The sequence below is a fragment of the Pseudomonas sp. GW821-FHT09H03 genome, assembly GCF_059415945.1.
This window is the reverse complement of sequence record NZ_JBWKOF010000023.1, coordinates 12305-36608: the sequence shown is the minus strand read 5'-3', so window position 1 is coordinate 36608 and position 24304 is coordinate 12305. Positions and strand designations below refer to the sequence as shown.

Below are 24304 nucleotides of genomic sequence, written 5' to 3'. Positions count from 1 at the left end.
GATCTGTGGCCGTACACAGATTTCGTGCGCATTGCAGATTCACTGTAGGAGCGAGCATGCTCGCGATGAGGCCGGCAAATCCAGCATCAAGGGCGACTGACACACCGCCATCGCCGGCAGGCCAGCTCCCACAAGGGATTTGTGGCCGTACACAGATTTCGTGTGCACTGCAGATTCACTGTAGGAGCGAGCATGCTCGCGATGAGGCCGGCACATCCAGCTTCAAGGGCGACCGACACACCGCCATCGCCGGCAGGCCAGCTCCCACAAGGGATCTGTGGCCGTACACAGATTTCGTGCGCATTGCAGATTCACTGTAGGAGCGAGCATGCTCGCGATGAGGCCGGCACATCCAGCATCAAGGGCGACTGACACACCGCCATCGCCGGCAGGCCAGCTCCCACAAGGGATCTGTGGCCGTACAAAGATTTCGTGCGCATTGCAGATTCACTGTAGGAGCGAGCATGCTCGCGATGGCGTGAGCCGCGACGACGCCGAACACTACCAGTCGTAAGTCATCTCGACCGACGCCACCCGCTCCTGTCCGTAGTAGCAGCCAAACGAATAGTTGCAGTCCGACACATACTCGCGGTCGAAGATGTTCTGCACGTTCAGACGACTCTGCAGGCCGCGCAGGCTCGGGTCGAGCTTGCCCATGTCGTAGCTGACGGTGGCGTCGTAGACGACGTAGGACGGCACGTCGAACGAGTTGGCCGCATCACCCGGCTTGCGCCCGGTGTAGCGGGCTCCGGCACCGAAGGTCAGGCCGTTGAGGCTGGCCTGGGTAAGGTGATAGTCCACCCATAGTGCCGCCGCTACCGGCGACTGGGCTTCGTTGCGATTGTCCTGATTGCCCCAGGTATCCTTGGTGTAGAACGAATCCATGTAGCTGGCAGCAGCCAGTACGTCGACGTTGTCGATGCTCGATTTGACTTCCAGTTCGACGCCGCGCGAGCGCATTTCTCCGGCCTGGGACATGAACTCCGGATAGTCGTCGTCGCCGGTCAGCACGTTTTTCTGTTTGATCTGATAGACCGAAGCGGTTATCAGGGTCTTCTCGAACGGCTGGTACTTCACCCCCACTTCGTATTGCTCACCCTCGGTCGGCTCGAACGCCTTGCCGCCACGCTGGGGGGCAGCAGTGCCCATGGTCGGCAGGAAGGACTCGGAATAGCTGACATAGGGCGCCAGGCCGAAATCGGTGACGTAGGTCAGGCCCACCCGTGCAGTGAACTTATTGTCGCGCTTGTCTTCGCGGGTAGAGGCCAGCAGATCCTTGTTGTCGACTTCCGCCCAGTCCTGGCGACCACCGATGGTCAGGATCCACTGATCCAGCTTGATCTGATCCTGCAGGTACACGCCGGTCTGGCGCAGGGTGTTGTCCCATTGCGTGGTGAGCGTCGGCGTCACGCTGCTGGTGTCGTAGTTGTTCTTGCCATACAGATCGACCGGCAACACGTTGTTGGCGTTGTAACCGTCGTACTTGCGGGAGAAATGGCGGTAGTCCACCCCCGCCAGGGTGGTGTGCTCCAAGGCGCCGGTGTTGAATTGGTATTCCAGGTTGTTATCGATGGTGTAGGCGATGTTGTGCTGGCGCCAGTCGACCTTGGCACGGTTGGCGCGGGTGAAATCGGTCACCCCCGCCTCGGTGACGAAGCTTCGCAGGTAGAAGCCTTTGTAGCGGTCGCGCACGTCGGTGTAACGCGCGGTGGAGCGGTACTTGAGGTCTTCGCTGAAGTCGTGGCTGAAGTCATAGCCAAAGACGTATTGATCGCGTTTGTAGTCGTTGAAGTTGGTGTCGCCGGAGAAAAAGTGGCGGTTGATTCTCTCGCCATTCGGGCCGCGATCCAGGGAGCCGATTCGCGGCAGCGACTGATAATCCGGAACGCCGTCATCGCGCTGGGCCTGCGCCAGCAGGGTCAGGGACGTGTCGTCATTCATGTCCCAGGTCAGGCTTGGCGCCAGCAGCATGCGCTGGCTGTTGTTGTGGTCGACCTGTTCGTTGCCTTTGTCCGCGACACCCACCAGGCGATAGCTGAACTGCTTCTGCTCGTCGAGCGGGCCGCTGGTGTCGAAGGCACCGTTGACCCGGTGGTAACTGCCCGCGCCCAGTTTGACCTGGTTTTGCTGCTCGGTCGTAGGCCGCTTGGACACCATGTTGATCAGGCCGCCGGGCTGGTTTTGCCCATACAGAACCGACGACGGGCCCTTGAGCACTTCAATGCGTTCCAGGGTGTATGGATCGATTTGCGGCGCGCCACCCAGGCTGCCGGCATAGGGGATATACGCGCCGTCCAGATACAGCGGCGTCGGGGCGAAACCACGGCTGGTGATTTCATCGGCGATCGAATTGCGATCGGTGAATCCGCCGGTGTTCAGCCCCGGTGTATAGCGCAGGGCCTGGGTCAGGTTGCGGGCGCCCTGGGCTTCCACCTGATCGGCAGTGACCACGTTGATGGTCTGCGGGATCTCCAGGATCGGCGTGTCAGTCTTGGTAGCGGTGGCGCTGTGGGTGGCGACGTAGCCGTCGACCGGGCCATAGGCCGACTCAGTGACCACGCCGGAAATGCTGGTAGCGCCCAGTTGCAGCGCTTCACCGCTGGCCACCATTGGCAGCAGCGAATAGCTGCCATTGTCGTGACGCACCGCTTCCAGCCTGGTTCCGCCCAGCAACTGCCGCAACCCGGCATCAACCGGGTAGCGGCCCTGCAAGCCAGCAGTCCTCTGGCCACTGGCATGGGCCGGGTCGAATGAAACGGTGACACCGGCTGTGGCGGCAAATTGGGTCAACGCCGAGTCCAGCGGACCGGCCGCAATGTTGAACTGTGCCTGGACATCGGTTTGCGCCCAGGCCGGTTGCGCCAGCACCGCCATGCCCAGTGGTACGGCCAGCGCCATCCCCAACACTGCAGCCTGCACTGCGCGGTTCAAAGACTTGATGGATGGCTGGGTAGAACAAATGTGCAGGTGGGGATTGCAAGGGGTCATGCAGTTTCCTTTCGCCCGTTGGCAGTCAATGGCGGCGTCTGTTGCGCCTCTACCTACAAAGTCGAACGAGAATCAAAATCAACAACCCCTTCGCGAAATATTTCTGTCTGCATACTTAAACCGGTTCTACCGTGGCCCAATAGCGACTGAATCGGCGAATGCGCACGGGCAAGGTGGACGTCAGGTTGTCCAGCACCGTGTCGGTATCGCCCAGATGAAACGCCCCGGAGATGCGCAGCGCCGCGACCGCCGGATCACACCCCAAGTGGCCCGGACGATAACGCTGCAACTCCCTGATGAAATCGGCCAGCCGCCAATCATTGGCCACCAGCATGCCGCGAGTCCATGCATCGGCCTGTGGATTGGCCTGCTGCACGGACTCGATACTGTCCTGGCGAAAGCTCACCTGCTGCCCGGCGTCGACCCGCACCGCCGGACCCACCAAGCTGAGCGCGCGCACCTCCACGGCATGCTCCTGCACGCTGACAAGCGTGCGCCCCGCTTCACTGCGCACATTGAACCGCGTGCCCAGGGCGCGGATGCTGCCTTCCCCCGTGTGAACAACGAAAGGCCGCGCCAGCGCATCACGGGCCGTCTCAATGAGGATTTCACCCTTGAGCAAACGCACTTCGCGCAGGTTTTCGCTGTAGCGGATGTCCACGGCCGTCGCGGTGTTGAGTTGCAATTGGCTGCCATCGTCCAGGCGTACACGGCGGCGCTCGCCCGTCCCGGTACGCTGATCGGCCATCAGGGTCGGCAGCGCCGTGGTGTTCCAGGCCACTGCACCCGCCCCGCTCGCCATCAGCAAAATCGACAGTACCTTGAGTACATCCCGGCGTTTGGCCCTGGCGCTGGCGAGAGTCGGCCGGGCCATGCCGGGGCTGATCTGGCCGAGTTTGTCTTGCAGGCGCGCCAGGCGTTCCCAGGCCTGCAGATGCCGTGGATCACGCTCCAGCCAGCGCCGATGGGCCTCGCGGACGGCCTCGTCCGGCGCCTCGTCGCGCAGGTCGACATACCAGCGTGCGGCGGCTTCGAGGGTGGCGTGATCCAACGGTTGCGGGCGCACCATGGCTCAGTCCTCGATCAGCAACAGGCAGTGTGTCAGGGCGCGCACCGCATGCTTTTTCACGGTGGTGACCGAGACTTTCAAGCGCCGGCCGATCTCGACGTAACTGAGGCCATCGAGCTGAGCCAGCAGGAAAATCTCGCGGGTGCGCTCACCCAGGCCATCGAGCAACCGGTCGATTTCCATCAGGGTCTCGATCACCAACTCACGGGTTTCCGGCGACACCGCCACCGGTTCAGGGGTGGCTGCCAGGGTTTCCAGCCAGGCCTGCTCCAGCGCCCGACGGCGGAACATGTCGATCATCAGGCTACGGGCAATGGTGCTCAGGTAGGCGCGGGGCTCGCGCAGTTCGAGGGTCTTGCGCTGGGTGAGCACGCGAATGAAGGTGTCCTGGGCCAGGTCCGCCGCATGCTCGACGCAACCGAGGCGTTGGCGCAGCCAGCCGCACAACCAGCGGTGATGGTCCTCGTAAAGCGAATGCACGGCGTGTTGCAACGACAGATCAGCAGAGGACATTGGAACGACCCGACACAAGAGTTATTTGATAATGACTCTCATTTTCGTCGAAGCCGACACATTTTGGCAAGACCGTGCGCATTAGTTGGGGCTGGGTGGCTCACATAACGGTGATCGCCCGGTAAAGGGTTCCGGGTGCGTCTCACCGCTGCGGCGCTACCATCCGAAAGCGAATATTGATCTCGTTGGACACCATACTGTCCGCCCATTCCCCCTCGCCCACCTTGAAGTCATTGCGATTGAGCGTCAGCTCGCCATCGAAGATCCCCACGGCATTCTCCGCCTTCAGCAGCACCGGCACACTCACCTCCCGGGTCAGCCCCCTGAGGCTGAGATTGCCGGTGAACACATAGCGACTGTCACCGAGATCCTTGACCGCCGTCGACTCAAAGGTCGCCACCGGAAAGTTTTCAGTGTCGAACCACGCGGTCTTTTGCAACTCGACATTGGCATCACTGTCGCCGGCGTCGATGCTCTTCAAGTCAATGGTCATCGCGGCAAGGGCCGCCTCGGGGTTTTGCGTATCGAAAACCAGCTTCGCCTCAAACTTGTTGAAGGTGCCGTAATTTTTCGACCCCATCTGATGGTAGGTAAAACTGATGGTGCTGGCGGTGGTGTTCACCGAGGTGTACTCGACGGCCCCGGCGCACGGCACAAGGCCCAGCGCGAAAACGCCGGCCAAGGCGACGAAATACGGCAATCGAGGATTCATCGAACTCTCCGGGCGGGGCTCCCGTCATGAGTTGAGGCGTTGTACAGCGAGACTGGCCTCAGTGGACTAAAGCAAACATCCGCCGTTCCTTCCACCCCAGGTACAGCATTACGACCATCGCCCATCCTCCCGTGTTGCTGGCTTGCCAGCGATGGTGTTCTCACATCCAACATCCATGGCGACCGGCACTCCGCCATCGCCGGCAAGCCAGCTCCCACAAGGGATTTGTGTGATGCCCGGATGTTGTGTTCGCCACAGATACCTGTGGGAGCTGGCCTGCCGGCGATGGGGCCATCACATCCAACATCCATGGCGGCTGACCTGCCGCCATCGCTGGCAACCCAGCTCCCGCAAGGGAATGATGGCACGCCGAGCTTGCGCACCAGCATCAGGTCGAGGCGAACCTCCAGGGCCATGGCCACTTCATAAGCCACCGGCACCCCGCCCCGGGGCAAGGCAAGAATGATGACGTCGGGACGACGCGCATAGTGGTGCAAATACTCCACCAGCCGCCGACCGGCTGCAGCGCGGTCCTGCAAAAGGGTCTTTGATGAGGAAATCATAGGTAGGCCTCCCCAGGCGCACGCGCCTGTCGGTTCACCACCCCCAAATTCTCGGTCCGACGCTCACTGGCAGCAAGCGCCCTGGCCGCCTAGATCAACCGCTCAATCTTCTGATGCCGCCAGACCAACCGGTAATACAGCGTCTGCAACAGCAGCATCCCCAGGTACGCCACCGGAAACGCCATCCACACCCCGGGCAGCCCGAACATCGAGTCCAGCAGATAGGCAGCCGGCACCTGCACCCCGACCACACAGACAATCGAAATCGCCACCGGTACCATCACCGTGCCGCTGGCGCGCATGATTCCGCCGATGATCGCCTGGAAGCCGAACACCAAAAGGCTCCAGAGCATGATGTGCAACAGGTGTTCGGCCAGGGTAAGCGTCGACTCTTCGGTAAGGAACGAGGCCAGCAACCACGGCGACAGCAAATACCCCAACAGCACCAGGCTGCCGGTCAGACACAGGTTGATCATCAAACCCGTGCGCAAAATCGGCCCCATGCGCTCGACCCGCCCTGCCCCGATCGCCTGCGCTCCGAGGATAGACGCAGTGATCGCAATCGACAGCGCCGGAAACTGCACGTAATTGACGATCTGCGTCACCGCCCCGTACGCCGCCGTCGCCTGGGAACCGTGCTGGTTCACCAGCGCCAGAATCACCAGCTCCGACAGCGACAACACCACCATCTGCAAACCCGTCGGCAAACCGATACGCAGCACCTTGCCGAGAATCGCCATGTCCAGCTTCATCGCAGCAAAAAACTCCCGGTCCGGCGCCAGCGGATGGCCCTTGCCGAGCAACCGCCAGGCGAGCAACCCCATCGCCACCAGATTCCCCGCCAACCCGGCGAACGCCGCACTCTGAATCCCCATCGGCGGCAACCCCAGCCACCCGCGAATCAACGCCGGCGTCAGCGCCAGCCCGACACAGGTCGACACCACCAGCGCCAACAACGGCGACAAGGTATCACTGACCCCGCGCAGCAACTGGGTAAACAACACGAACACCAACAGCGAGGGCATGATCCACAACATCACATGGGCATATGCCACCGCATCATCCAGCACATCCGCCGGCGTCCCCAACCCCACCAACGCCGACCGCGCAAACACACTGCCCAACACCGCCGCCAGCAACCCGATCAACAACCCCAGCAACAAGGTCGACCCGGCAATCGCCTTCACCATGTGCATTTCTCGTGCACCCCAGGCCTGCCCGATCAACACCCCGGCGCCAGCGCCGAGGCCGATGACCAGGGCGATGAAGAAAAACACGATGGGGAACATCCCCGACACCGCCGCCAGCGCCTGAGTGCCGAGCATCTGGCCGATGTAGATGCTGTTGACCGTGCCGGACATCGATTGCAGGAAGTTCGACAGCACCATCGGGGCGAGGAAAAGCAGGTAGGTTTTCCAGAGGGGGCGTTGGGATTGGCTGGGGGTTTGCATTGACTGGAGGTCCATCTCGACGGCGGCGGGCTGATGGAGGATAGCTTCGGTGAGATATGAGCGTGGGGCAACATATATGCGCTGGGGTGCCGCATCTTTAATACAGGAGCACAAACTGACCACTTGAATTTTCGAGAATAGTTGTACAGACCATTCATGTGAAAACGTCAATCAGCCGCCTTGAGCCCAATAAAACCAGCGTTTCGCGGATCTCCGACATGTGAAGTCAAACGTAAAGTCGAAGGGATGTTAAATACCTGAGATTTTATCGTTACAGGTCCTGGATAAAACTCGGAACGCCTCACTCCGCCCATTTGTACTGCGACATAAATTTCATGCGTTTTCGGCCACGAAGGAACCGATGCGCCACTACTCTACGCCATAGACAACCGGTCGAGTTAATCTAGCCTTAAGTAAGATCACATGGGAGAAAAACGCCATGTCCTTCGCTATCAGAAATCTGTTTGTCTTCGCATCGGCGGGCTTTTTTTGCATTGCAGCATTCGGTCAAGGAGAAGCAGGTACCGATCATCCACCGGACATACTCCCATTGGAATCCGAGAAGCCGGTAAAACTCATTGCCTTTGCGCCGCTTGCCGAGCCGCTCGCCCGCGGTGTTGTCATCATTCAGTTTCGGACAGAGCACGCCAGGATCATGCCGGTGTTTGGCAAAGCCGCTGGCGACGTTTCACCACGTCTGGGCCACCTCCACGTGACCGTCGATGACTGGAAAGGTACATGGGCGCATTCCAGCGAAGACCCGATTATCCTGGTGGGACTGACTCCCGGAACTCACAGGGTACTATTGGAAGTGGCCGACCCGACCCACCACATTCTCACCAGCACCACAGTGAGTTTCATAGTTCCCGAGAAGAAATCATCGGATGCACCCCAAATGGACGTTGGGCACACGCTAAAACCATGAACGAAAAGCAAAAAGAAAGCGAAAAGGGGACGGATCTATTTTTCCGATAAGGGCGCGTGGATAATCCCTCCGTCCGCCGATTCTGGCGGGTTGGACCGCAAGCCCATGCGGCCATCGTCAGCGTCCTTGGTGAGGCCACTGCGAACGCCGATAACATTCGTGAACAACTCAAGCCGGTTCACGAAGTCAGCCATCTGACGGTCGATTTTCGACCTGTCTGATTCAGCGCCTCCCCACTATTGTCTCCAAAGGAACCTGTAATGCCTCTAGGGAAACGTGAACTGGCACGAATCGAACGTCGGTTGATAAGCGCGCTCACCGAGGCGTGCGAAACAGCAAAAGGTGAAATCAAAGGCTTTGCTTGGCTCACCCACATCGCTGACCTGAACGCGTTGGCTCAAACCCTGAAGGTAATCTGGGTATTCGAGACCCTGGCTGACAGAAAGCTCGCCCTGGTTGACGCTAAGGCGCGCATCTTTGAGTTGACGGCCATCGCGTTGAATGAGGCCAACATCGACCTGATCCCTTCAGGCCACAGTGTCCTCTTCGACTCTGAGGAGGAGTGTCAGCGAATTCACGGAGGCGACTGGAAAACCCGCCTGACTCAATCACGCGTGGCCAAAGGTGTCTGACAATGGCTAAAGAAATCGAGAATCCCTGCATCTCAGTTTGCCAGCTCAGTGGTGAGCTATGTGTGAGCTGCGGGCGAAGCAAGGAAGACATCAGAAAATGGAAACGCATGAAGCGGCCTGAAAAAATGGCCGCTGTGCAAAGGGCGAATGTGCGCTTGAAAGGGCTGAAGAAAGCACAGGGATAGTCACTTGTTCAGGATGAAGCCATCACTCAATAACCGGCGAAGTCTCGACCGAACCCTCATTGGTGGTGTATGAGCCGGGCCAGGCTTCGACAACAGGAAGAACCTCAGCGGGCTTGGGCAGCTCAATTCGTTTAACGCAATCAATTGTCCATTGAATGCATCAAGGGCGTGAATCGCCGGATTCCAGAGTGCGATGCCCAATCCTGAGCGGGCGGCTTCGATTGCCTGGGCGTAGTCACCCATCACCCTGTCGATGGGCTTCGAAGTCAGGCGTTTGCCGTGATGGCTCATCCACGCTCGCCACAGTGTCGTGTCGCCGGTGTGTAGTAGCGCAGTGTCCTGTATCAAGGACAACGGCTGTTCGTTCATGGCGAGTACTTCGGGTGACGCCACGGGGCAAAGCGACTCCTCGAATAGTGGTTCCTCGTCTCCGTCATTCCATTGTCCACGCCCGTATCTGATGGCCAGATCGACCTCGCCTGAGGAAAGGCTGGCATTGAGCGCTGAGGTGACCAGCTCAATACGTAAATCCTTAGTCGTACCTTCCAGTTCGGACAGTCGCGGGATCAACCAGAAACGTGCGAAGGATGACGTAGTGGCCAATTTGACAATGGGCAAGATTTGGCCGACGGGCCGGGGCTGTCGCGCTTGTTTCAGTTGTTCGAAGGCATGAGCGACTTTGGCCAGGGCGATTTGGCCCGTTGCCGTAACGGTGACACCGCGCGCATGGCGGTCGAACAAGGAGCATTGAAACCATTTTTCAGCCATTTCCACACGTCGGCTGATGGTCGCATGGGTAACTTCCAGTTCCGCTGCCGCAGCAGTGAAGGAGCCGGTTCTGGCGGCGGTAATGGCAGCTTGCAGGGCTTCGAAGGGAGGGAAGACATCGTCTGAGCTGTACGTCATATGCACAGCTTATGGATAAGCAGTGCTATAGGTCAACAGCTTAGAGTTTTCTATGCTGCGCTGCCTTGTTCATTGAGAAAGCAGCATGTCGTGCTTGAAAGCGCTCATTTCGCCATTGGTAATCATCGCAACAGTGGCAGGGCTTTGTGCGGGTAATTATTGTTATGCCGCCTCCAGCTTAGAAAGGCCAATCGTACGAGGTTACGAAGGGAATGGAGGCGTCTGCGTTGAACTGGTCATGTCTGGCTCACCTGGAAAAGAGTGGGCATTGCTCAGGATTCGAGGAACGGAAACGGAAGTGGGGGCGGTGGTACATCAAGCAAGCGTTCAGCGCTCACCGATTTCGACATCCTTTGTAGAAAGTATCAACGGGGTTTCACGGACAATTTTTGAGGTGCGGATGCATCAGGGTTTTCTTCCGCGTCAAGAGCAGAAGCCTTATGTGCTGGGAGAAAGCGCCCGCTTGGAGAGACTGAGTAATATCGGCCTGCAGCTACAAAGGTTTGGAACGGAGGAATTTGCCGCTCATCAAGCTGGCACACAGACCGCGCCATCCGAAAATTTGACCGTAAACCGTCCTTGATTGAGCGGCTCATCTTGGCCGATAGCGGAGTCTCCCCACCTCTCGCGGTCGATTCAATACTTAGGTCAGCTGTCGTACTCCCAGGCCAAGAATCAGACCACCGCACAGGCGATCAATCACTTTCCGAGCCTTCTGATATGCCGAGGAAATCCTTGGTTGTGACAAAGCCACCGCAACCAGTCCATACCAGGTCAGCGAAACGACCACCACAACCGCCAGCATTGAGACGAAGGTGCTGATCGAGGGGTGGGCGGGGGCTGCTGCTGAAAAGACGGCGGCGTAGAAGGCCATGGATTTAGGATTGCCGATGTTGGTGACGACACCCTGAAAGAAAGATTTCCGGACGCTGCCAACCGTGCCCTCACAAGGCCGTAAGGCGGGATGCTTGCCTGCTTTAACGATCAGGCGTACGCCAAACCACATCAGGTACGCCGCACCCATTATCTTCATAACCAGTGCTGCCCATGGGAAGGCTGCAAACACAAGGCCCAGGCCTGTGATCGCACAGCCAGACCAGAGCAGGTTCACGGTCACTATACCGGCGACTAACGCCAACGCCTCGGCACGTGTTGCGGCTACTGCCTTGTGAACAACGGCGACGAAGTTCGGCCCCGGAATCACTACGCCCGCCAGATAAACCCAGAAAACAGTGAGCACCGCGGTACTGTCGAACATTTCGATCCCTCTTAGCGCTGATCGGTATCAGCGTCTGGTTGAAGATTTCATCACGTTTTTCGCCGCCAGAGCATCCATGCTAGCGAGCGAAGGGGCGGACAGTCAGACACAGATCCAACAATAAACTCCGATACAGTGATCTTTTAAGCTAAGTAAACCCTGCCCGGCGATGAGGTGGTCAGGGATCGGGATGGTAATCATCGGGTGCTTCTGGAAGGGGCAGACCCGACTCACCACATCCTCACCAGCACGAGAGTGAGTTTCGTTGTTCCCGAGAAGAAACCATCGGACGTGCCCTCAATGGACGATGGGCACACGCTAAAACCCTGAACAAGTTCGATCCGCAAGACGCCCCTGAACCAGAGGTCATCACAGCACGCTAGGCACCTCAAACCCGACTTTCACACGGTCCAGTGCCACGATTGTCTTGAACCAGGTCACGTTGGGGTTTTCGGCAAACAATCGCCGCGCCAACGCCTGGTATTCATTCATGCTGGCAACGGTTAACACCAGGACGAAATCCACTTCGCCAGTGACGTAATAGCACTGCTGCACCTCGGGCACAGCGAAGTGTGCCTTCATCGCCTCCAGTTCCTTGATACTGGTGCGCTCGGTCATCACTTCCACAATGATCGTGATCGGCCGTCCCACGGCGGTGGGATCCACGATGGCTACGTTGCCTGTGATGACACCACCCTCCTCCATCCGCTTGATGCGGCGCTGCACGGCGGCCGTGGAGAGGTTGACCTGCTCGGCCATCAGGCGCAGTGGCATGGTGTTGTCGCGCTGTACGAGTTCCAGGATGGCGCGGTCGAATTTGTCCAGCGATTCAGGTGCAGCGTCGTTTTTTGCCATGATGAACCCGTGAGAAATTTTCTCGAAAACTAGCAGAAAACTGCGGCCCTTTATCTAGCCGAGAGAAATATTATCTTGCCAGCAGGCTGCAGACGCAGCCCTCGTTGGGTACTCACACAGGATGATATCGGTATGCTCGCACTGTTCCATCTTTCCCCTGTCCTGTTGGTTACAGCCATGCTTGTCGTGCTGCGTCGGCCACCCGTTCACGCCGCCATTGCAGGCACGCTATTGGTGGTGGTGCTATGGCTCGCCGGCGCCGCCGATGCGTGGCGCCCGGACAGTATGGTGGCCGCCGCTCAGGACACGGCCGTGCTGTTTGCAAGCACGGCGTTCGTGATCGTTCCGGGTTTGCTCTTCGTGATTTTTATCGAGCGCATGGGCGTTAACCTGGCGCTGAGCCAATGGGTGCAATCATTGGGGCTCAGACGTGGCGACCAGGTAGCGTTCATCGTCCTTGGACTGGCACCGTTGCTCGAAGCGATGACCGGCTTCGGCGTGTCGTTGATCGCTACGGTACCGCTGCTGCTCAGTCTCTTCGAACGTCGGGTCGCGCTACGAATAGCACTGACTGGCATGGCAATCATGCCGTGGGGAACACTGGGGTTGGCAACGGTCATTGGCGCCTCGCTGGTTCACCTGGACGCACCCGCGCTGGCTTCGACCTCGGCACTGACCAGCGCCCCGGTTTTTCTGGTGCTCAGTGCCATCGCGTTATACCTGGCAGGCGTTCGTGATTCCCGGGAATGGACGGCACTGGGCGCTTTCTGGCTAGTGTTTGTGGGCGTGCTTTACAGTGTCAGCCGATGGCTGGGGCCGGAAGTGGCCGGTGTTGCTGCGGGCCTGGTGACCGCAGCGGCTGTACTTTCTGCCGGGCTGTGGCGTCTGCATCGCAACGATAGTGAGCGCAGTGCAGTGCAATGGCCGCGTCAGGCATGGCCGTATCTGGTGCTGATTGTCTGCATTGTCGCGTTGAAGATCGTCTGGACGATCACCTCCTGGCAGGATAACTGGGTCGTACAGGGCACCCAAGTCACCTGGAAGCCACTCGCCTCACCGGGACTGGCGCTGGTTCTGGTGCTGATCGGGTTGGGGTTTCACGCGCGCAACACACAACGCCAGACAGCGCTTGAGGTCAGCATGCCGGTTGCGTTGATGGCACGGGCGAAGCGGCCACTGCTGACCATTTTCTTCTTTCTCGCGATGTCGCAGATGATGGTCAAGGCCGGGTTCCTGACGGGCTTGATGCAAATGCTCGCGGGCCTGTCGCCCGCTGCCGCGACGTCGCTGGTTGCCCTGTTTGGCGCGCTGTCCGGCTACATGACCGGGTCGAATGTTGGCGGCAACGCGATCTTCATGCCGGCCATCGCGATGCTGCCCGAGTCCTCCCGCCTGTTGCTGGCAGCGGTGCAGAACAGCTCGGCAGGGCATGCCGCGCTGGGCTCGCTGTCGGTTGTCATGCTGATCCTGGGGCTTGCCAAAACCCAGGCCAGGGAAGAAGGAGAACTGGTCAGGTTCGGCTTCGCGCTGGTCTGCATCAATACGGCGTTGGTCGCGTTGGGCGCAGGGTTGTTGAGTGTGTGGCTTGCATAGCACTCGAACAGCATCTGGCCCACCGGCCAGGCTGAGAGTAATAGTGGCGGTCATGTGGCGGTCTTTAGATTAGTAAGATGGGTTTGAGCCAGCGGTGCCAGCTCGACAAGCATTTGATCGGCACTTCTTTGAACTGGAGATACTAAGAAGGGCTGCTCCAGCCCCCAGTCCTGGCGCCGCTTGGACAACAACGAATAAGCGTGATAGATCACGTTCCGGTTCATGGCAGTGCCTTCCAAAAAGATCAGGCGAGCGGCAGGCGACGGAAGGCGAAGCGCTGCTACCCGTGGTCGATGACGCCTTTGCCCGCCTGACCACCCTGTGCAACAGCCTGCGCAACGCCGGCCAGGTGCTGACCCTGCGCATGCCTCCCACCTTGGCGACGCGCTGGTTTTTGCCGCTGTTGCCGGAGCTGCGCACGGTAATGCCGGCCATGGACGTGCGCGTGACCACCTACGATGCGTGAGAGCCGCGATTTGAAGACAGCGACGTGGACGCCGCGATCATTCAAGGTCGCGGGGACTGGAAAGACGTCGAGGCCATTCCCTTGATGCCGGAACGGTTAACGCCGATCTGTACGAAGGAACTGGCGAGAAAGCTGACCGAACCTGCCGACCTCAAGCATCTGCCGCTGCTGCATTGCTTTCCTGTTCAGGGCTGGAGGCGGCGGGTGTCGAGGGGGTAGCGGCTCATCGAGGCCAGTCATTCGACACCCTGGATCTGGCGCTATCGGCGGCGACGCGCGGGCACGGTGTCGCATTGGGCGACCTCAATCTGGTGCGCGAAAGCCTGAACGATGGGGTGCTTGTCGCACCGTTCGATATCGAACTCAATCAGGGCATTTCCTACTTTTTGATCTACCCGCCACAACGGGCGCAGCTACCGAAAATCCGTGCGTTGAGGGAGTGGTTGCAGGCCGCCGTGGAGAGTTGATCGTGAGCAGCTCGTAGTTGCTACGACCTGCCGCATTTGATCAGACGCATCCCCTGCTCCAGCAGCAACGCTACGACTATCGCGCCAGCCGCGATAACGAATAACAAAGCGTGACGCCCGCCGCTGATATTAAACAGCGCTGAATACGCGAACCCGGCGATGGCCTGGAATGTAGCGAACGAAACCGTGGCACGACTCCAGGCAATTTGCTGCTGGTGATGGTGCGGGACCAGTTCGTGAACCCGTGCCAACGCCAAGGGGACGATTCCCGGTGGAAACGAGCCGAGGATCACCGCCAGCAAGGCCAACGCTGCAAAAGAACTGGAGACTGACAACAGGCCCACGGCAATCGCCTGCGCAACCAACACCAGTTGAATACTCAGCTTCGCGCCAAATCGATCGGCCAGATAGCCATAACTCACCGGCCCGATAATCGCGCCAACGCCATACATCACCCAGATCATTGCACCGATGTGCGCGCCGGCACCGAGCCCGCGGGCCACGTAATCCACCAGGAAGACCATCGCTGGCACAAGTCCGGCGGCCATGAACGCGTACTGGGCGAACAACAGGTAGACGCGCCGATCAGTCCGTTGCGCAGTCCTGTCGGGTGTCGTCGCGATCGCAGGGTGCGCGTCTGACGGCCAGCCGAACCAGCTCATGGCGGTCAGAAACAGAGCCAGCAGACCGAGGCCAAACCAGGTTTGCTGCAAACCAAGGCTGAGCAATGGCGGAACAATCGTCCCCGATCCGGCAATGCCAAATCCGATGCCCAGAAAAATCGCGCCACTGGCCAGGCCTCGGCTAGCTGCCGGCACATGGGGCAACACCGTCGCGGCCACCAGGACCATGATTGCGCCTCCGGCAATGCCCGACAGCAGGCGCCATCCAAAGAACCAACTCACCGACAACGGAAACCCACAGGCGAAAAACGATAAGGTCACGGCGACCATCATTAGCCTCAAGGCCGATTTGTTGGACATGCGCTGGGCCAGTGGCCGGCCGATCAGTGCACCGATCAAATAGCCAATCAGGTTGGCAGCACCGAGGTACACCACGTCGCTGGCCGAAAACCAGTGAGCCTGGATTAATGATGGAATCAACGGCGTGTAAGCAAACCGCGCGAGCCCGATACTGACCAGGCTGGCGCAAAGCCCGGCGAATATGGGCGGCCAGATCGTGCTTTGCCGGTTGGTCGAAGTGCTATGCATGAAAGCTGTCCCGTGGGTTGATACTGGCCATCAACCTATCGCGATTTATTGCTACAGTAACGCAGCGATTTCACGTTGGTCTGATGCATATTTGCAGCACCAGGGGAGCCGTATGAACTGGGATGATGCACGGGTATTTCTGGCGGTGTGTCGAGAGTCGACGCTTCGAGGGGCAGCGCGGGTGCTGTGTGTCGATCAGGCGACAGTGGGCCGGCGGATCACTGCGCTGGAGAAGTCCCTGAGTGCCAAGCTGTTTCTGCGCACCTCCGAGGGCTATGCATTGACGGTAGTCGGCGAAGCGGCGTTGCAGGCAGTGGAAAAAATGGAACATTCAGCGCTCGAACTCGAGCGCCGGATTCAAGGACTCGACGATCGACTGACCGGACTCGTCAGGGTCAGCACAACAGACTCTCTGGCCATCGACTTCCTGATCCCGGCGATTGCTCGCTTGCATCAACGGCACCCTGACGTGCGCGTGCAACTGGACGCCTCGACGCAGATTCTCAGCCTGTCCAAACGCGAAGCAGACATCGCCGTGCGCAATACCCGGCCGGACAACCCGGACCTGATCGCCCGACGGCTCGCCCGCTGGCCGGTAGGTCTTTTCGCGTCTCAAGGGTATGTCGATACACACGGCATCCCGGAGCCGGGCTCGGCGTTCGAGGGGCACGATCTGGTGGTATACCAGCCCTATCTGCAAGGCAACAAAGACATGACGCTGGTGTCGGAGCCGATAACTCGCGGGCGGATCGTGTCGAGCCTGAGCTCCGGCCTGCTGGTGCGCCGATCCATCGCTGCCGGGATAGGCTTAGGGGAAATTCCGGTGTACATGGGGGAAAGAGACGGGCTGGTCAGGCTGTGGCCGGAGCGCACACGACCGGAACCCTATGGTGTGTGGCTGGTGACCCACGCAGACCTGCGGCACACCGCCAGAGTCCGCGTCATGATCGATGAAATTGTCTCGGCGTTTTCAGGTGCAGATGGGTGATGCCTGGCCGTCAATATTTGCAGCAATTGCACCGCTCGGGTTGCCAGCTACAAAATCCCGGGCGGTTCATCCAGAGGTTAAAAAAACGCCCCACTCAGGGTAATGCTGTTCACTTACGGCGATTTTCAGGCAATTGAAAACCGTGGCGAGGGGGCTTGCCACCGTTCGGCTGCGAAGCAGTCGCAAAACCATTGCACGTGGTTTACCTGATACGCCCCGATGGTAGGTTTTGGGGCCGCTTCGCAGCCCAACGGGGGCAAGCCCCCTCGCCACAGATTTTGTACTTGCCTGATGATCATGTTAAGTGAACAGCATTAACCACTCAGGGGGCGTTATTACGAACCTTCACTCAGGTTTTGACACCGTCATTCAAACCGCAGCCAGTTTGAGCGTGACTTCAACACCCACGATCAGTGGCCTTCGGAAGCGTTGAACATGGTTTTGGCGTAGATCAGCCCCAAACCATAAGCGCCGCCATTTTCAATGGAGGTCTTCACCGTGGCGTCGCAGGTTTCGGTACGGGCCCAGTCACGTTGCAACTCAAGCAGATATTGCAGGGATGTCATCGGGCGTGCGCCAAGTTGTACCATGCGCTGAATGGCCATCTCATGAGCCTCGACCGATACGTCACCACAAGCGTCAGCGATGAAATACACCTCGAAACCTTGATCCAGGGCAGAGAGCGCCGGGCCAACAATACAGACCGATGTCCATAGACCGGCCAGCACAATCTTGGCCTTGCCGTGACGATTCACCTCTACGGCAATACGCGGATCTTCCCAAGTGTTCATGCTGGTGCGGTCAATGACGTGCTGATCGGGAAAAACCGACTTGATTTCGTCGAAGACAGGCCCGGAAAAGCTCTTCTCTGCGACCGTCGTCAAGATGGTCGCAACCTCAAACTCCTTGGCTGCTTTGGCAACCAGGGCTGCATTGTTGCGCAGCCTCGTCGCGTCGATGGATTTGGTGGCGAAGGACATTTGTGACTGGTGATCGATCATGATGAGGGTGTGATCGACAGGTTTCAGTAGAGTCGTGCCGGGTACTGCAGATGCGGTAGGCATGGTTATCGCTCCATTGTGGCTGGGAAACTACCCATTCACTTTGAGGTGGTCGACTTTGCCAGGCTTGCATCCTTGTCCTGTGTCTTGGGTAAGGTCAGATCAATGAGAAGCCTGCCGCAAGGCAGGCTTCATTCTGGCGGCTCAGTTCAGGTGTGTTTTGAGCTCCAGCGCTGCCTGACGCAGCGCTGCCTTGACCTCGGGAATCGAGCTCAGCGGATTGAGCAAGCCGAAATCATGGATCATGCCGTTGTAGCGTACCGCGGTCACCGGCACGCCTGCCGCATCCAGATGGCGGGCATATTCTTCGCCTTCATCACGCAACACGTCGAACTCGGCTGTTTGCACCAAGGCTGCCGGCAGCCCTTTGAGTTGGTCGGCGCTGGCGTTAAGCGGCGAGGCGTGGATCTGTGCGCGCTCGGCCGGGTTGGTGGTGTAGTTGTCCCAGAACCACTGCATCATGCCCTTCGTCAGGAAGTGGCCCTCGGCAAATTGCTGGTATGAGCCATTGTCGAACCCGGCATTGGTCACCGGCCACATCAGTAACTGAAAACGCAGGGCCGGGGCTTTCTGTTCCCTGGCCATCAACGCCACGACCGCCGCCATGTTACCGCCGACGCTGTTGCCGGCGACCGCCAGCCGCTTACCGTCGACGCCGATCTCCTTGCCATGCTCGGCCACCCAGCGGGTCGCGCCATAGGCCTGGTTGATCGCTGTCGGGTACTGCGCTTCCGGAGACGGCGTGTAATCGACATACACCGCGACGGCGCCGGAGCCCACTACCAGGTCGCGAATCAAGCGTTGGTGGGTCGGGAAGTCGCCCAGGACCCAGCCGCCGCCATGGAAAAACATGAACACTGGCAACTCACCCTTGACCTTGGCCGGGCGGACGATTTTCAGGTTGATGTTTTGCCCCCCAACCTGGATTGAGCGGTCGCTGACTTCGACGCCGGACAGATCAACCTTCACCGACGCCTGGGCACCTGTCAGCACCGCACGGGCGTCCTTCGGGCTCAGTTGCTCCAGCGGTTTTCCACCGCCGGCTGCCAGGGCTTCAAGGAACGCCTGGGTGTTGTGCTCTACGCCCGCACTGCCTGCGGCAAAAGCATTGCCTACGCAAAGAGCCAGGAGCGTGGTGGCCAGCGTTTTCTGGATGAGGTCCATGGGTAATCCCTTTTTTCGTTTTGGTTTGAGTTTGAATGTCAAAAGGTCAGCAAGCAGTTCAGCTTCGGTCGACGCTTTTATTGATCAGAAAGCAAAACAGGAACAGCCGAAGGCGCCCCAGAAACCGGCAAAATCACTGACCGGCGCATTCGACAAACGCGCCCGCTCATGGCTGTGGGAGTGCACGGCGCACGGCCCGCTGCACTGGTGAACCTGCGCCTGTAACGGTGAGTTCGGCCGCCAGTGACCGGGGACTTTCACCACTGGCGACCAGTCCGGCAGTACCGGCACACTGGCCGGTCCGAGTTTTGCGAAATCACCGGCGGCGTACACGACCTTGCCGTCAACCACGGTCAGCACCGACTCGATCCACTTGATGGCTTCTTCTTCGACACTGAAAAAATCCGCGCTCAAGGCCGCGATATCGGCCATTTGCCCGAACTTGATCTGGCCTTTCCTGCCCTGCTCCGAGGAGAACCAGGCGCTGCCATGGGTAAAGAGTTCCAGCGCGGTTTGTCGAGGCAGGCCTTCGGCATGCAGCTCCATGCCGCCGACAGTCTTGCCACTGACCATCCAATAAAGGGATGTCCAAGGGTTGTAGCTCGATACCCGGGTAGCGTCGGTACCGGCGCCCACCGGCACGCCTTCGGCCAGCATGCGTTTGATCGGCGGGGTGTGTTCGGCGGCCTTGGCGCCGTAGCGGTCGACGAAGTACTCGCCCTGAAACGCCATGCGATCCTGAATCGCTATACCGCCACCGAGAGCACGCACCCGCTCGATGTTTTTCGCACTGATGGTTTCGGCGTGGTCGAAAAACCAAGGCAGGCCATTGAACGCAATGTCACGATTGACCTTCTCGAACACGTCGAGCATGCGCGAGATCGATTCGTCATAGGTGGCGTGCAAGCGGAACGGCCAACGCTGTTCCACCAGATGGCGCACCACCGGTTCCAGCTCCTGCTCCATGGTTTGCGGCAGGTCCGGACGTGGTTCAAGGAAGTCCTCGAAGTCGGCGGCGGAGAACACCAGCATTTCCCCGGCGCCGTTGTGCCGCAGGAAGTCGTCACCCTGGTGCAGCTTGACGCTGCCGGTCCAGTTCTTGAAGTCGGTGAGTTCCTCTTTGGGTTTCTGGGTGAACAGGTTGTAGGCGATGCGCACAGTCAGCTGACCATCCCTGGCTAACTGCTCGATCACCTGATAGTCATCCGGATAATTCTGATAACCGCCGCCGGCATCGATGGCGCTGGTCAAACCCAGGCGATTGAGCTCGCGCATGAACTGGCGTGTCGAGTTGACCTGATATTCCAGGGGTAGCTTGGGCCCCTTGGCCAGGGTCGAATACAGAATCATCGCATTGGGCCGCGCCACCAACATGCCGGTAGGTTCGCCGTTGCTGTCGCGCACGATCTCGCCACCCGGCGGGTTCGGCGTGTTTCGGGTGTAGCCGGCGACGCGCAGGGCTGCACGATTGAGCAGCGCCCGGTCGTAAAGGTGCAAGACGAACACCGGTGTATCGGGCGCCGCCTGGTTGAGTTCTTCGAGGGTCGGCATACGTTTTTCGGCAAACTGGAATTCATTCCAGCCACCCACCACTCGCACCCATTGCGGTGTCGGTGTGCGGTCGGCCTGGTCCTTGAGCATACGCAACGCATCAGCCAGTGACGGTACCCCTTCCCAACGCAGTTCCAGGTTGTAGTTCAAGCCGCCCCGGATCAGGTGCAGGTGGGAGTCATTGAGGCCTGGAATGACCGTGCGTCCCTTCAAATCGATGACCTGGGTGCCACTGCCCCGCAGCGCCATGACCTCGGCATCGGTTCCAACCGCGACAAAGCGCCCTTGGCTGATGGCTACCGCACTGGCCCGGGGTTTCTCACGGTCGACGGTATGGAATTGACCATTGAATAGAATCAGCTCGGCGCTCATCGAATATCCTTCTGCAGGGGAAGAGGCGAAATTCAGTCGCGGCCAGAAGGCCACCGCCGCGCTGAGCAAGGACCCGGCAGCGAGCAATTGTCGGCGCAGCGGATCCGTCGGGTCGTTGTCATTGGTCATGGAGAGGCTCCAGGCGTTCGTGGGCGACGCAGGCTTACCACACAATTGGAAAGATCACCGACGTCGAAGTCGACGCCGGGATTCAATTGTGCCGATGCGGTGGCGGGGAAAATTGACTGTATGTGCTCTCGTTGCGAGAGCACCAGGATCTGCGGAACGCGCCTTCTTTTACATCCGGGCGCAGGTGGGTTTGAAGGTCTAGGACATGAACTGGGCAATCCGCGAGCGCAACCAGCGCTCTGCCGGATCATTGTCATGCACCCCGCTCCAGGCCATCGACAACTGCGCCGCCTCAATCTCGAACGGCGGGTCCTCGGCGCGCAATCCACAGCCCTCTACCAACGCACAAGCGGCATAGTCCGGCACCGTGGCGATCATTTCGGTGCCCGCGAGCAATGCGCGCAAGCCACTGAACTGCGGCACCCCCAACACCACCTTGCGGCACCGCCCGACCTTGGCCAGATCCAGGTCAATGTTGCCGCTCAGGTCACCGGAAAACGACACCATCGCATGGGGTCGTGCGCAGTATTCGTCCAGAGTCAACAGGCCCGGCCGATCATCCCCGCGCAGCACCTTGCAGGCTATATCACGTAACTTCTTGCGCTTGGCATTGGCCGGCAGATCCGTGGTGTAGCTCACGCCCACCGAAATTTCCCCGGACGCCAGCAACGCCGGCATCAGCAGGTAGTTGGCGCGGCGCACCACCACGACGATCCCGGGCGCCTCCTCTTGTAACTGCCGCAACAACGGCGGAAACAGACCGAACTCGGCATCGTCCGACAGGCCGATGCGAAACACATCGCAACTGCTCTGCGGGTCGAACGCCTTGGCCCGGCTGACCGCACCGGAGATGGTGTCCATCGCCGGTTGCAGCTCTTTGAGAATCGCCAGTGCCCGCGCTGTCGGTTCCATGCCGCGACCGTTACGCAACAACAACGGATCGTCGAACAGGTCGCGCAAACGCCCCAGTGCCGCACTCACCGCCGGCTGGCCCATGAACAGCTTTTCGGCAACCCGGGTCAGGTTCTTTTCGAACATAAGCGCTTCGAAAATGACCAGCAGGTTCATGTCGACGCGGCGCAGATCGTTTCGGTTCATGGGCGTGGTGTCCTTGTGGGTTGAGTCAGGCGCAGGTGCAACACACGTTACTCGATCAGCGGTACGTTGGCCGCGCGTTTGTATGGGCCGTACTCCACCGGCACCCACTCGAACTGCTTGCCCACGGCGCTGATATGGCCGATACCGGGAAACGGTAAATGCGCAGCCGTCACCCAGGTCTTGCTCTTGGCGGCGGCGCTGAATACCTGGTCGCGACTCTTGATCGCTTGCGTGTGGTCGACGTCGAAACCGATCGATACCTCCGGATGCGGGAACTGCACGGCAAGGTTGTGCACCAGGTCACCCATGAACAGGATGCTCTGCCCCTGGGACGTGAAGCGGTAGGTGGTGCTGCCCGGCGTGTGTCCGGCCGCCAGCTTGGCCTCGACCGTACCCGGCAACGGCGATTGGTCAGAGGCAAAGGTCTTGAAGCGCCCCGCAGCGATGTAAGGCGCAGTGGAATTCTGGGCGATTTTGAAGAAGCCTTTGGCCGCCTCCGGTGCCTTGGCCAGCGCCTGAGGGTCGAGCCAGAAGTCGGCTTCGGCCTGAGCGGCATACACCGTGGCATTAGCGAAGACCGGCTGTTGCTGGTTATCCACCAGGCCGCAGACGTGATCCAGATGCAGGTGCGTGATCAGGATGGCATCGACCTGCTCCGGCTTGTAGCCGGCCGCGAGCATGTTGGCCGGGAGCTGGCCGGCCGTAGCGCCGATGCACTGCCCTGCCCCGGTGTCGACCAGGATCAGTTGCTTGCCGGTATTGATCAGGAAGGCGTTGAACGCTGTCTGCACGCCTGGGGATTCAATCGAGCGACGGGCGAGCAACGCGCGGATCTGACTCTGGCTCATGCCCTGCAGCAGCTTGGGCGACAGATCGTTGTAACCGTCGAACAGCGCCGTCACTTCATAATCCCCCACCGCCAACCGGTAGAAGCCAGGGACCTGTGTACCCTGAATCGGCGCCTGAGCCTGGACGCCAACCGATGTCAGCACGAATGCCAGACTTAGTACACGCAGTGTGCAAACCAGAGAATGCTTCATGCCTCACCTCTTGATCGAGTCAGAAAAACGGCCATTCACTCCAGCCGAAGAAAGACGATCATGCACGAGCCACCACCGTGAAAATTGCAGCAATGTGCTGATTTAACGCAGTGGTGCGCAGGGCAGCCAATCGTGCTCTAACTGAATTGCTCGCGGTACTGGACAGGGGTCAGGCCGAGTTTGTCACTGAACAGTGAGCGCATGTATCGCACGCTGCCGAAACCACTTTTGTAGGCCACGGTCTTGAGCGGCAGGTCGCTGCTCTCCAGCAGGCTCCTGGCGCGGTCAATGCGTGCGTTCTGCAGGAATTCCATCGGGGTCATATTCACCTCACGTGAGAACACCCGGGCGAAATGTCGTGTACTCATGTTCACCAGACTGGCCATGCGCTCAATGTTGAAAGCTTCGTCCAGGTGTTCAAGTACATAATTCTGCACCCGCGTCACCGACGTTTCATGTGGCGCCACCGCGGCCATCAACGGGCTGAACTGCGCCTGTCCACCCTGGCGCTTCATCACCACCAACAGTACTTTGGCTACGTCCTGGGCGACTTTCTTGCCGTGATCCTGGGCGACCAATGCCAGTGCGAGGTCGATGCCAGCAGTGATACCACCCGAGGTAAGCAGGGTGCGGTCCTGGATATAAATCTGATCGGTCTCGACCGTTGCCTTGGGGAAGGCTCGAATCAACCGTTCTGTGTAATGCCAGTGAGTCGTCACCCGATAGCCGTCCAGCAAACCAGCATGCCCCAATACGAAAGCCCCTGTGCAGATCGAGCCATAGCAACTGGCCCGACTCACCGCTGCCGGTAGCCAGTCGAGCAACCGAGGGTGTTTGTCGTTATAGGCCCCTGGCCCACCCGGCACCAGCAGCAGGTCATAGCTGTCGCACGCCTGGTCGATATGCACATCGGCCTGAACGCTGACACCGTTGGACGCTCGCAGCGAGCCCTGTTCGGTGCCGATCAATGACAACCGATAATGGTTGTCTGGTTCCAGAAAACGATTGGCGAGGGAAAAAACCTCCATGGGCCCGGACATATCGAGCAGAAGAAAGTCCGGATACAGCACCATTGCCACGTTTTTCATGGGGCGAAATCACTTTTTG

At 59.4% G+C, this 24304-nt stretch carries 22 protein-coding genes and 4 pseudogenes; 10 read left to right on the top strand and 16 right to left on the bottom strand.

Annotated elements, in window-relative coordinates; translation table 11 throughout:
* Positions 1 to 501 precede the first annotated feature (501 nt).
* The 6 genes and pseudogenes from AC07OG_RS24590 to AC07OG_RS24565 form a co-directional block, all read right to left on the bottom strand.
* A complete protein-coding gene (locus AC07OG_RS24590; RefSeq protein WP_495068337.1) occupies positions 502 to 2988 on the bottom strand; it encodes a TonB-dependent siderophore receptor in 2487 nt (828 codons plus the stop codon).
* A gap of 115 nt (positions 2989 to 3103) precedes the next feature.
* The gene (locus tag AC07OG_RS24585) at positions 3104 to 4057 is read right to left on the bottom strand and encodes a FecR domain-containing protein (protein ID WP_495068336.1); all 954 of its coding nucleotides are present in this window, start codon (positions 4055 to 4057) and stop codon (positions 3104 to 3106) included.
* Positions 4058 to 4060: 3 nt separating this feature from the next.
* Positions 4061 to 4570 (bottom strand): sigma-70 family RNA polymerase sigma factor, encoded by a 510-nt coding sequence (locus tag AC07OG_RS24580; protein WP_060543771.1) that lies wholly within the window; start codon positions 4568 to 4570, stop codon positions 4061 to 4063.
* A 142-nt stretch (positions 4571 to 4712) separates the two neighbouring features.
* Positions 4713 to 5282 (bottom strand): YceI family protein, encoded by a 570-nt coding sequence (locus AC07OG_RS24575; RefSeq protein ID WP_060543772.1) that lies wholly within the window; start codon positions 5280 to 5282, stop codon positions 4713 to 4715.
* A gap of 353 nt (positions 5283 to 5635) precedes the next feature.
* Positions 5636 to 5845: pseudogene (locus AC07OG_RS24570) on the bottom strand (phosphoribosyltransferase); the annotation flags it as partial.
* An 89-nt stretch (positions 5846 to 5934) separates the two neighbouring features.
* Positions 5935 to 7296: an MATE family efflux transporter gene (locus AC07OG_RS24565; RefSeq protein ID WP_495068335.1), complete on the bottom strand. Its 1362-nt coding sequence runs from the start codon at positions 7294 to 7296 to the stop codon at positions 5935 to 5937.
* A gap of 439 nt (positions 7297 to 7735) precedes the next feature.
* Here AC07OG_RS24565 and AC07OG_RS24560 point away from each other — a divergent pair, with 439 nt between their 5' ends.
* The 4 genes and pseudogenes from AC07OG_RS24560 (at position 7736) to AC07OG_RS24545 (ending at position 9038) form a co-directional block, all read left to right on the top strand.
* Positions 7736 to 8221: a DUF6130 family protein gene (locus AC07OG_RS24560; protein ID WP_495068334.1), complete on the top strand. Its 486-nt coding sequence runs from the start codon at positions 7736 to 7738 to the stop codon at positions 8219 to 8221.
* Between the two features lie 83 nt (positions 8222 to 8304).
* Positions 8305 to 8442, top strand: a pseudogene (locus AC07OG_RS24555) (cation transporter); the annotation flags it as partial.
* Positions 8443 to 8481: 39 nt separating this feature from the next.
* The gene (locus AC07OG_RS24550; RefSeq protein ID WP_495068333.1) at positions 8482 to 8853 is read left to right on the top strand and encodes a hypothetical protein; all 372 of its coding nucleotides are present in this window, start codon (positions 8482 to 8484) and stop codon (positions 8851 to 8853) included.
* A gap of 2 nt (positions 8854 to 8855) precedes the next feature.
* Positions 8856 to 9038: a DUF1289 domain-containing protein gene (locus AC07OG_RS24545; protein ID WP_218423362.1), complete on the top strand. Its 183-nt coding sequence runs from the start codon at positions 8856 to 8858 to the stop codon at positions 9036 to 9038.
* Here AC07OG_RS24545 and AC07OG_RS24540 read toward each other — a convergent pair whose 3' ends face one another.
* Complete coding sequence (locus AC07OG_RS24540) at positions 9039 to 9944, bottom strand: LysR substrate-binding domain-containing protein (RefSeq protein WP_495068332.1); 906 nt, start codon at positions 9942 to 9944, stop codon at positions 9039 to 9041.
* Positions 9945 to 10029: 85 nt separating this feature from the next.
* On the opposite strand from AC07OG_RS24540, the gene AC07OG_RS24535 reads away from it, so the two are divergent.
* On the top strand, positions 10030 to 10527 hold the full coding sequence (locus AC07OG_RS24535) for a hypothetical protein (RefSeq protein WP_495068331.1): 498 nt from the start codon (positions 10030 to 10032) through the stop codon (positions 10525 to 10527).
* 60 nt (positions 10528 to 10587) lie between these two features.
* On the opposite strand, the gene AC07OG_RS24530 is transcribed toward AC07OG_RS24535, so the two are convergent.
* Complete coding sequence (locus AC07OG_RS24530) at positions 10588 to 11202, bottom strand: LysE family translocator (protein ID WP_495068330.1); 615 nt, start codon at positions 11200 to 11202, stop codon at positions 10588 to 10590.
* Positions 11203 to 11394: 192 nt separating this feature from the next.
* On the opposite strand from AC07OG_RS24530, the pseudogene AC07OG_RS24525 reads away from it, so the two are divergent.
* A pseudogene (locus tag AC07OG_RS24525) lies at positions 11395 to 11532 on the top strand (DUF6130 family protein); the annotation flags it as partial.
* Positions 11533 to 11571: 39 nt separating this feature from the next.
* Here the strand turns inward: AC07OG_RS24525 and AC07OG_RS24520 are convergent.
* Positions 11572 to 12057 (bottom strand): Lrp/AsnC family transcriptional regulator, encoded by a 486-nt coding sequence (locus AC07OG_RS24520; protein ID WP_060543779.1) that lies wholly within the window; start codon positions 12055 to 12057, stop codon positions 11572 to 11574.
* 132 nt (positions 12058 to 12189) lie between these two features.
* Between AC07OG_RS24520 and AC07OG_RS24515 the strand changes: the two genes are divergently transcribed.
* The 3 genes and pseudogenes from AC07OG_RS24515 (at position 12190) to AC07OG_RS24505 (ending at position 14583) form a co-directional block, all read left to right on the top strand.
* A complete protein-coding gene (locus AC07OG_RS24515) occupies positions 12190 to 13650 on the top strand; it encodes an L-lactate permease (protein ID WP_495068329.1) in 1461 nt (486 codons plus the stop codon).
* Positions 13651 to 13936: 286 nt separating this feature from the next.
* The gene (locus AC07OG_RS24510; RefSeq protein WP_495068328.1) at positions 13937 to 14116 is read left to right on the top strand and encodes a hypothetical protein; all 180 of its coding nucleotides are present in this window, start codon (positions 13937 to 13939) and stop codon (positions 14114 to 14116) included.
* A gap of 24 nt (positions 14117 to 14140) precedes the next feature.
* Positions 14141 to 14583: pseudogene (locus AC07OG_RS24505) on the top strand (LysR substrate-binding domain-containing protein).
* 20 nt (positions 14584 to 14603) lie between these two features.
* On the opposite strand, the gene AC07OG_RS24500 reads toward AC07OG_RS24505, so the two are convergent.
* Positions 14604 to 15794, bottom strand: coding sequence for a YbfB/YjiJ family MFS transporter (locus AC07OG_RS24500; RefSeq protein ID WP_495068327.1), 1191 nt, complete (start codon positions 15792 to 15794; stop codon positions 14604 to 14606).
* 112 nt (positions 15795 to 15906) lie between these two features.
* Between AC07OG_RS24500 and AC07OG_RS24495 the strand changes: the two genes are divergently transcribed.
* Entirely contained in the window at positions 15907 to 16782 is an 876-nt protein-coding gene (locus AC07OG_RS24495) for a LysR family transcriptional regulator (RefSeq protein WP_495068326.1), read from the top strand.
* A gap of 410 nt (positions 16783 to 17192) precedes the next feature.
* On the opposite strand, the gene AC07OG_RS24490 is transcribed toward AC07OG_RS24495, so the two are convergent.
* From AC07OG_RS24490 to AC07OG_RS24465, 6 genes are all read right to left on the bottom strand, one after another.
* Positions 17193 to 17846 (bottom strand): hydrolase, encoded by a 654-nt coding sequence (locus AC07OG_RS24490; protein WP_495068325.1) that lies wholly within the window; start codon positions 17844 to 17846, stop codon positions 17193 to 17195.
* A 141-nt stretch (positions 17847 to 17987) separates the two neighbouring features.
* The gene (locus tag AC07OG_RS24485; protein ID WP_495068324.1) at positions 17988 to 19007 is read right to left on the bottom strand and encodes an alpha/beta hydrolase; all 1020 of its coding nucleotides are present in this window, start codon (positions 19005 to 19007) and stop codon (positions 17988 to 17990) included.
* An 84-nt stretch (positions 19008 to 19091) separates the two neighbouring features.
* A complete protein-coding gene (locus tag AC07OG_RS24480) occupies positions 19092 to 20930 on the bottom strand; it encodes an amidohydrolase (protein ID WP_495068359.1) in 1839 nt (612 codons plus the stop codon).
* Between the two features lie 327 nt (positions 20931 to 21257).
* Positions 21258 to 22157 carry a LysR family transcriptional regulator gene (locus tag AC07OG_RS24475; protein ID WP_060543784.1) on the bottom strand — a complete coding sequence of 300 codons (900 nt, stop codon included), beginning with the start codon at positions 22155 to 22157 and terminating at the stop codon, positions 21258 to 21260.
* Positions 22158 to 22204: 47 nt separating this feature from the next.
* Positions 22205 to 23197 (bottom strand): MBL fold metallo-hydrolase, encoded by a 993-nt coding sequence (locus AC07OG_RS24470; protein ID WP_495068323.1) that lies wholly within the window; start codon positions 23195 to 23197, stop codon positions 22205 to 22207.
* A 137-nt stretch (positions 23198 to 23334) separates the two neighbouring features.
* The gene (locus tag AC07OG_RS24465) at positions 23335 to 24285 is read right to left on the bottom strand and encodes a GlxA family transcriptional regulator (RefSeq protein ID WP_060543786.1); all 951 of its coding nucleotides are present in this window, start codon (positions 24283 to 24285) and stop codon (positions 23335 to 23337) included.
* Between the last annotated feature and the right edge of the window lie 19 nt (positions 24286 to 24304).

Excerpts from the sequence above, each read along its gene's own strand:
- AC07OG_RS24465 (WP_060543786.1), bottom strand. The coding sequence starts at position 24,285 with ATGAAAAACGTGGCAATGGTGCTGTATCCGGACTTTCTTCTGCTCGAT.
- AC07OG_RS24495 (WP_495068326.1), top strand. The coding sequence starts at position 15,907 with ATGAACTGGGATGATGCACGGGTATTTCTGGCGGTGTGTCGAGAGTCG.
- AC07OG_RS24560 (WP_495068334.1), top strand. The coding sequence starts at position 7,736 with ATGTCCTTCGCTATCAGAAATCTGTTTGTCTTCGCATCGGCGGGCTTT.
- AC07OG_RS24490 (WP_495068325.1), bottom strand. The coding sequence starts at position 17,846 with ATGCCTACCGCATCTGCAGTACCCGGCACGACTCTACTGAAACCTGTC.
- AC07OG_RS24565 (WP_495068335.1), bottom strand. The coding sequence starts at position 7,296 with ATGCAAACCCCCAGCCAATCCCAACGCCCCCTCTGGAAAACCTACCTG.
- AC07OG_RS24575 (WP_060543772.1), bottom strand. The coding sequence starts at position 5,282 with ATGAATCCTCGATTGCCGTATTTCGTCGCCTTGGCCGGCGTTTTCGCG.
- AC07OG_RS24545 (WP_218423362.1), top strand. The coding sequence starts at position 8,856 with ATGGCTAAAGAAATCGAGAATCCCTGCATCTCAGTTTGCCAGCTCAGT.
- AC07OG_RS24535 (WP_495068331.1), top strand. The coding sequence starts at position 10,030 with ATGTCGTGCTTGAAAGCGCTCATTTCGCCATTGGTAATCATCGCAACA.
- AC07OG_RS24520 (WP_060543779.1), bottom strand. The coding sequence starts at position 12,057 with ATGGCAAAAAACGACGCTGCACCTGAATCGCTGGACAAATTCGACCGC.
- AC07OG_RS24550 (WP_495068333.1), top strand. The coding sequence starts at position 8,482 with ATGCCTCTAGGGAAACGTGAACTGGCACGAATCGAACGTCGGTTGATA.
- AC07OG_RS24470 (WP_495068323.1), bottom strand. The coding sequence starts at position 23,197 with ATGAAGCATTCTCTGGTTTGCACACTGCGTGTACTAAGTCTGGCATTC.
- AC07OG_RS24540 (WP_495068332.1), bottom strand. The coding sequence starts at position 9,944 with ATGACGTACAGCTCAGACGATGTCTTCCCTCCCTTCGAAGCCCTGCAA.
- AC07OG_RS24580 (WP_060543771.1), bottom strand. The coding sequence starts at position 4,570 with ATGTCCTCTGCTGATCTGTCGTTGCAACACGCCGTGCATTCGCTTTAC.
- AC07OG_RS24585 (WP_495068336.1), bottom strand. The coding sequence starts at position 4,057 with ATGGTGCGCCCGCAACCGTTGGATCACGCCACCCTCGAAGCCGCCGCA.
- AC07OG_RS24590 (WP_495068337.1), bottom strand. The coding sequence starts at position 2,988 with ATGACCCCTTGCAATCCCCACCTGCACATTTGTTCTACCCAGCCATCC.
- AC07OG_RS24485 (WP_495068324.1), bottom strand. The coding sequence starts at position 19,007 with ATGGACCTCATCCAGAAAACGCTGGCCACCACGCTCCTGGCTCTTTGC.
- AC07OG_RS24480 (WP_495068359.1), bottom strand. The coding sequence starts at position 20,930 with ATGAGCGCCGAGCTGATTCTATTCAATGGTCAATTCCATACCGTCGAC.
- AC07OG_RS24500 (WP_495068327.1), bottom strand. The coding sequence starts at position 15,794 with ATGCATAGCACTTCGACCAACCGGCAAAGCACGATCTGGCCGCCCATA.
- AC07OG_RS24530 (WP_495068330.1), bottom strand. The coding sequence starts at position 11,202 with ATGTTCGACAGTACCGCGGTGCTCACTGTTTTCTGGGTTTATCTGGCG.
- AC07OG_RS24515 (WP_495068329.1), top strand. The coding sequence starts at position 12,190 with ATGCTCGCACTGTTCCATCTTTCCCCTGTCCTGTTGGTTACAGCCATG.
- AC07OG_RS24475 (WP_060543784.1), bottom strand. The coding sequence starts at position 22,157 with ATGAACCGAAACGATCTGCGCCGCGTCGACATGAACCTGCTGGTCATT.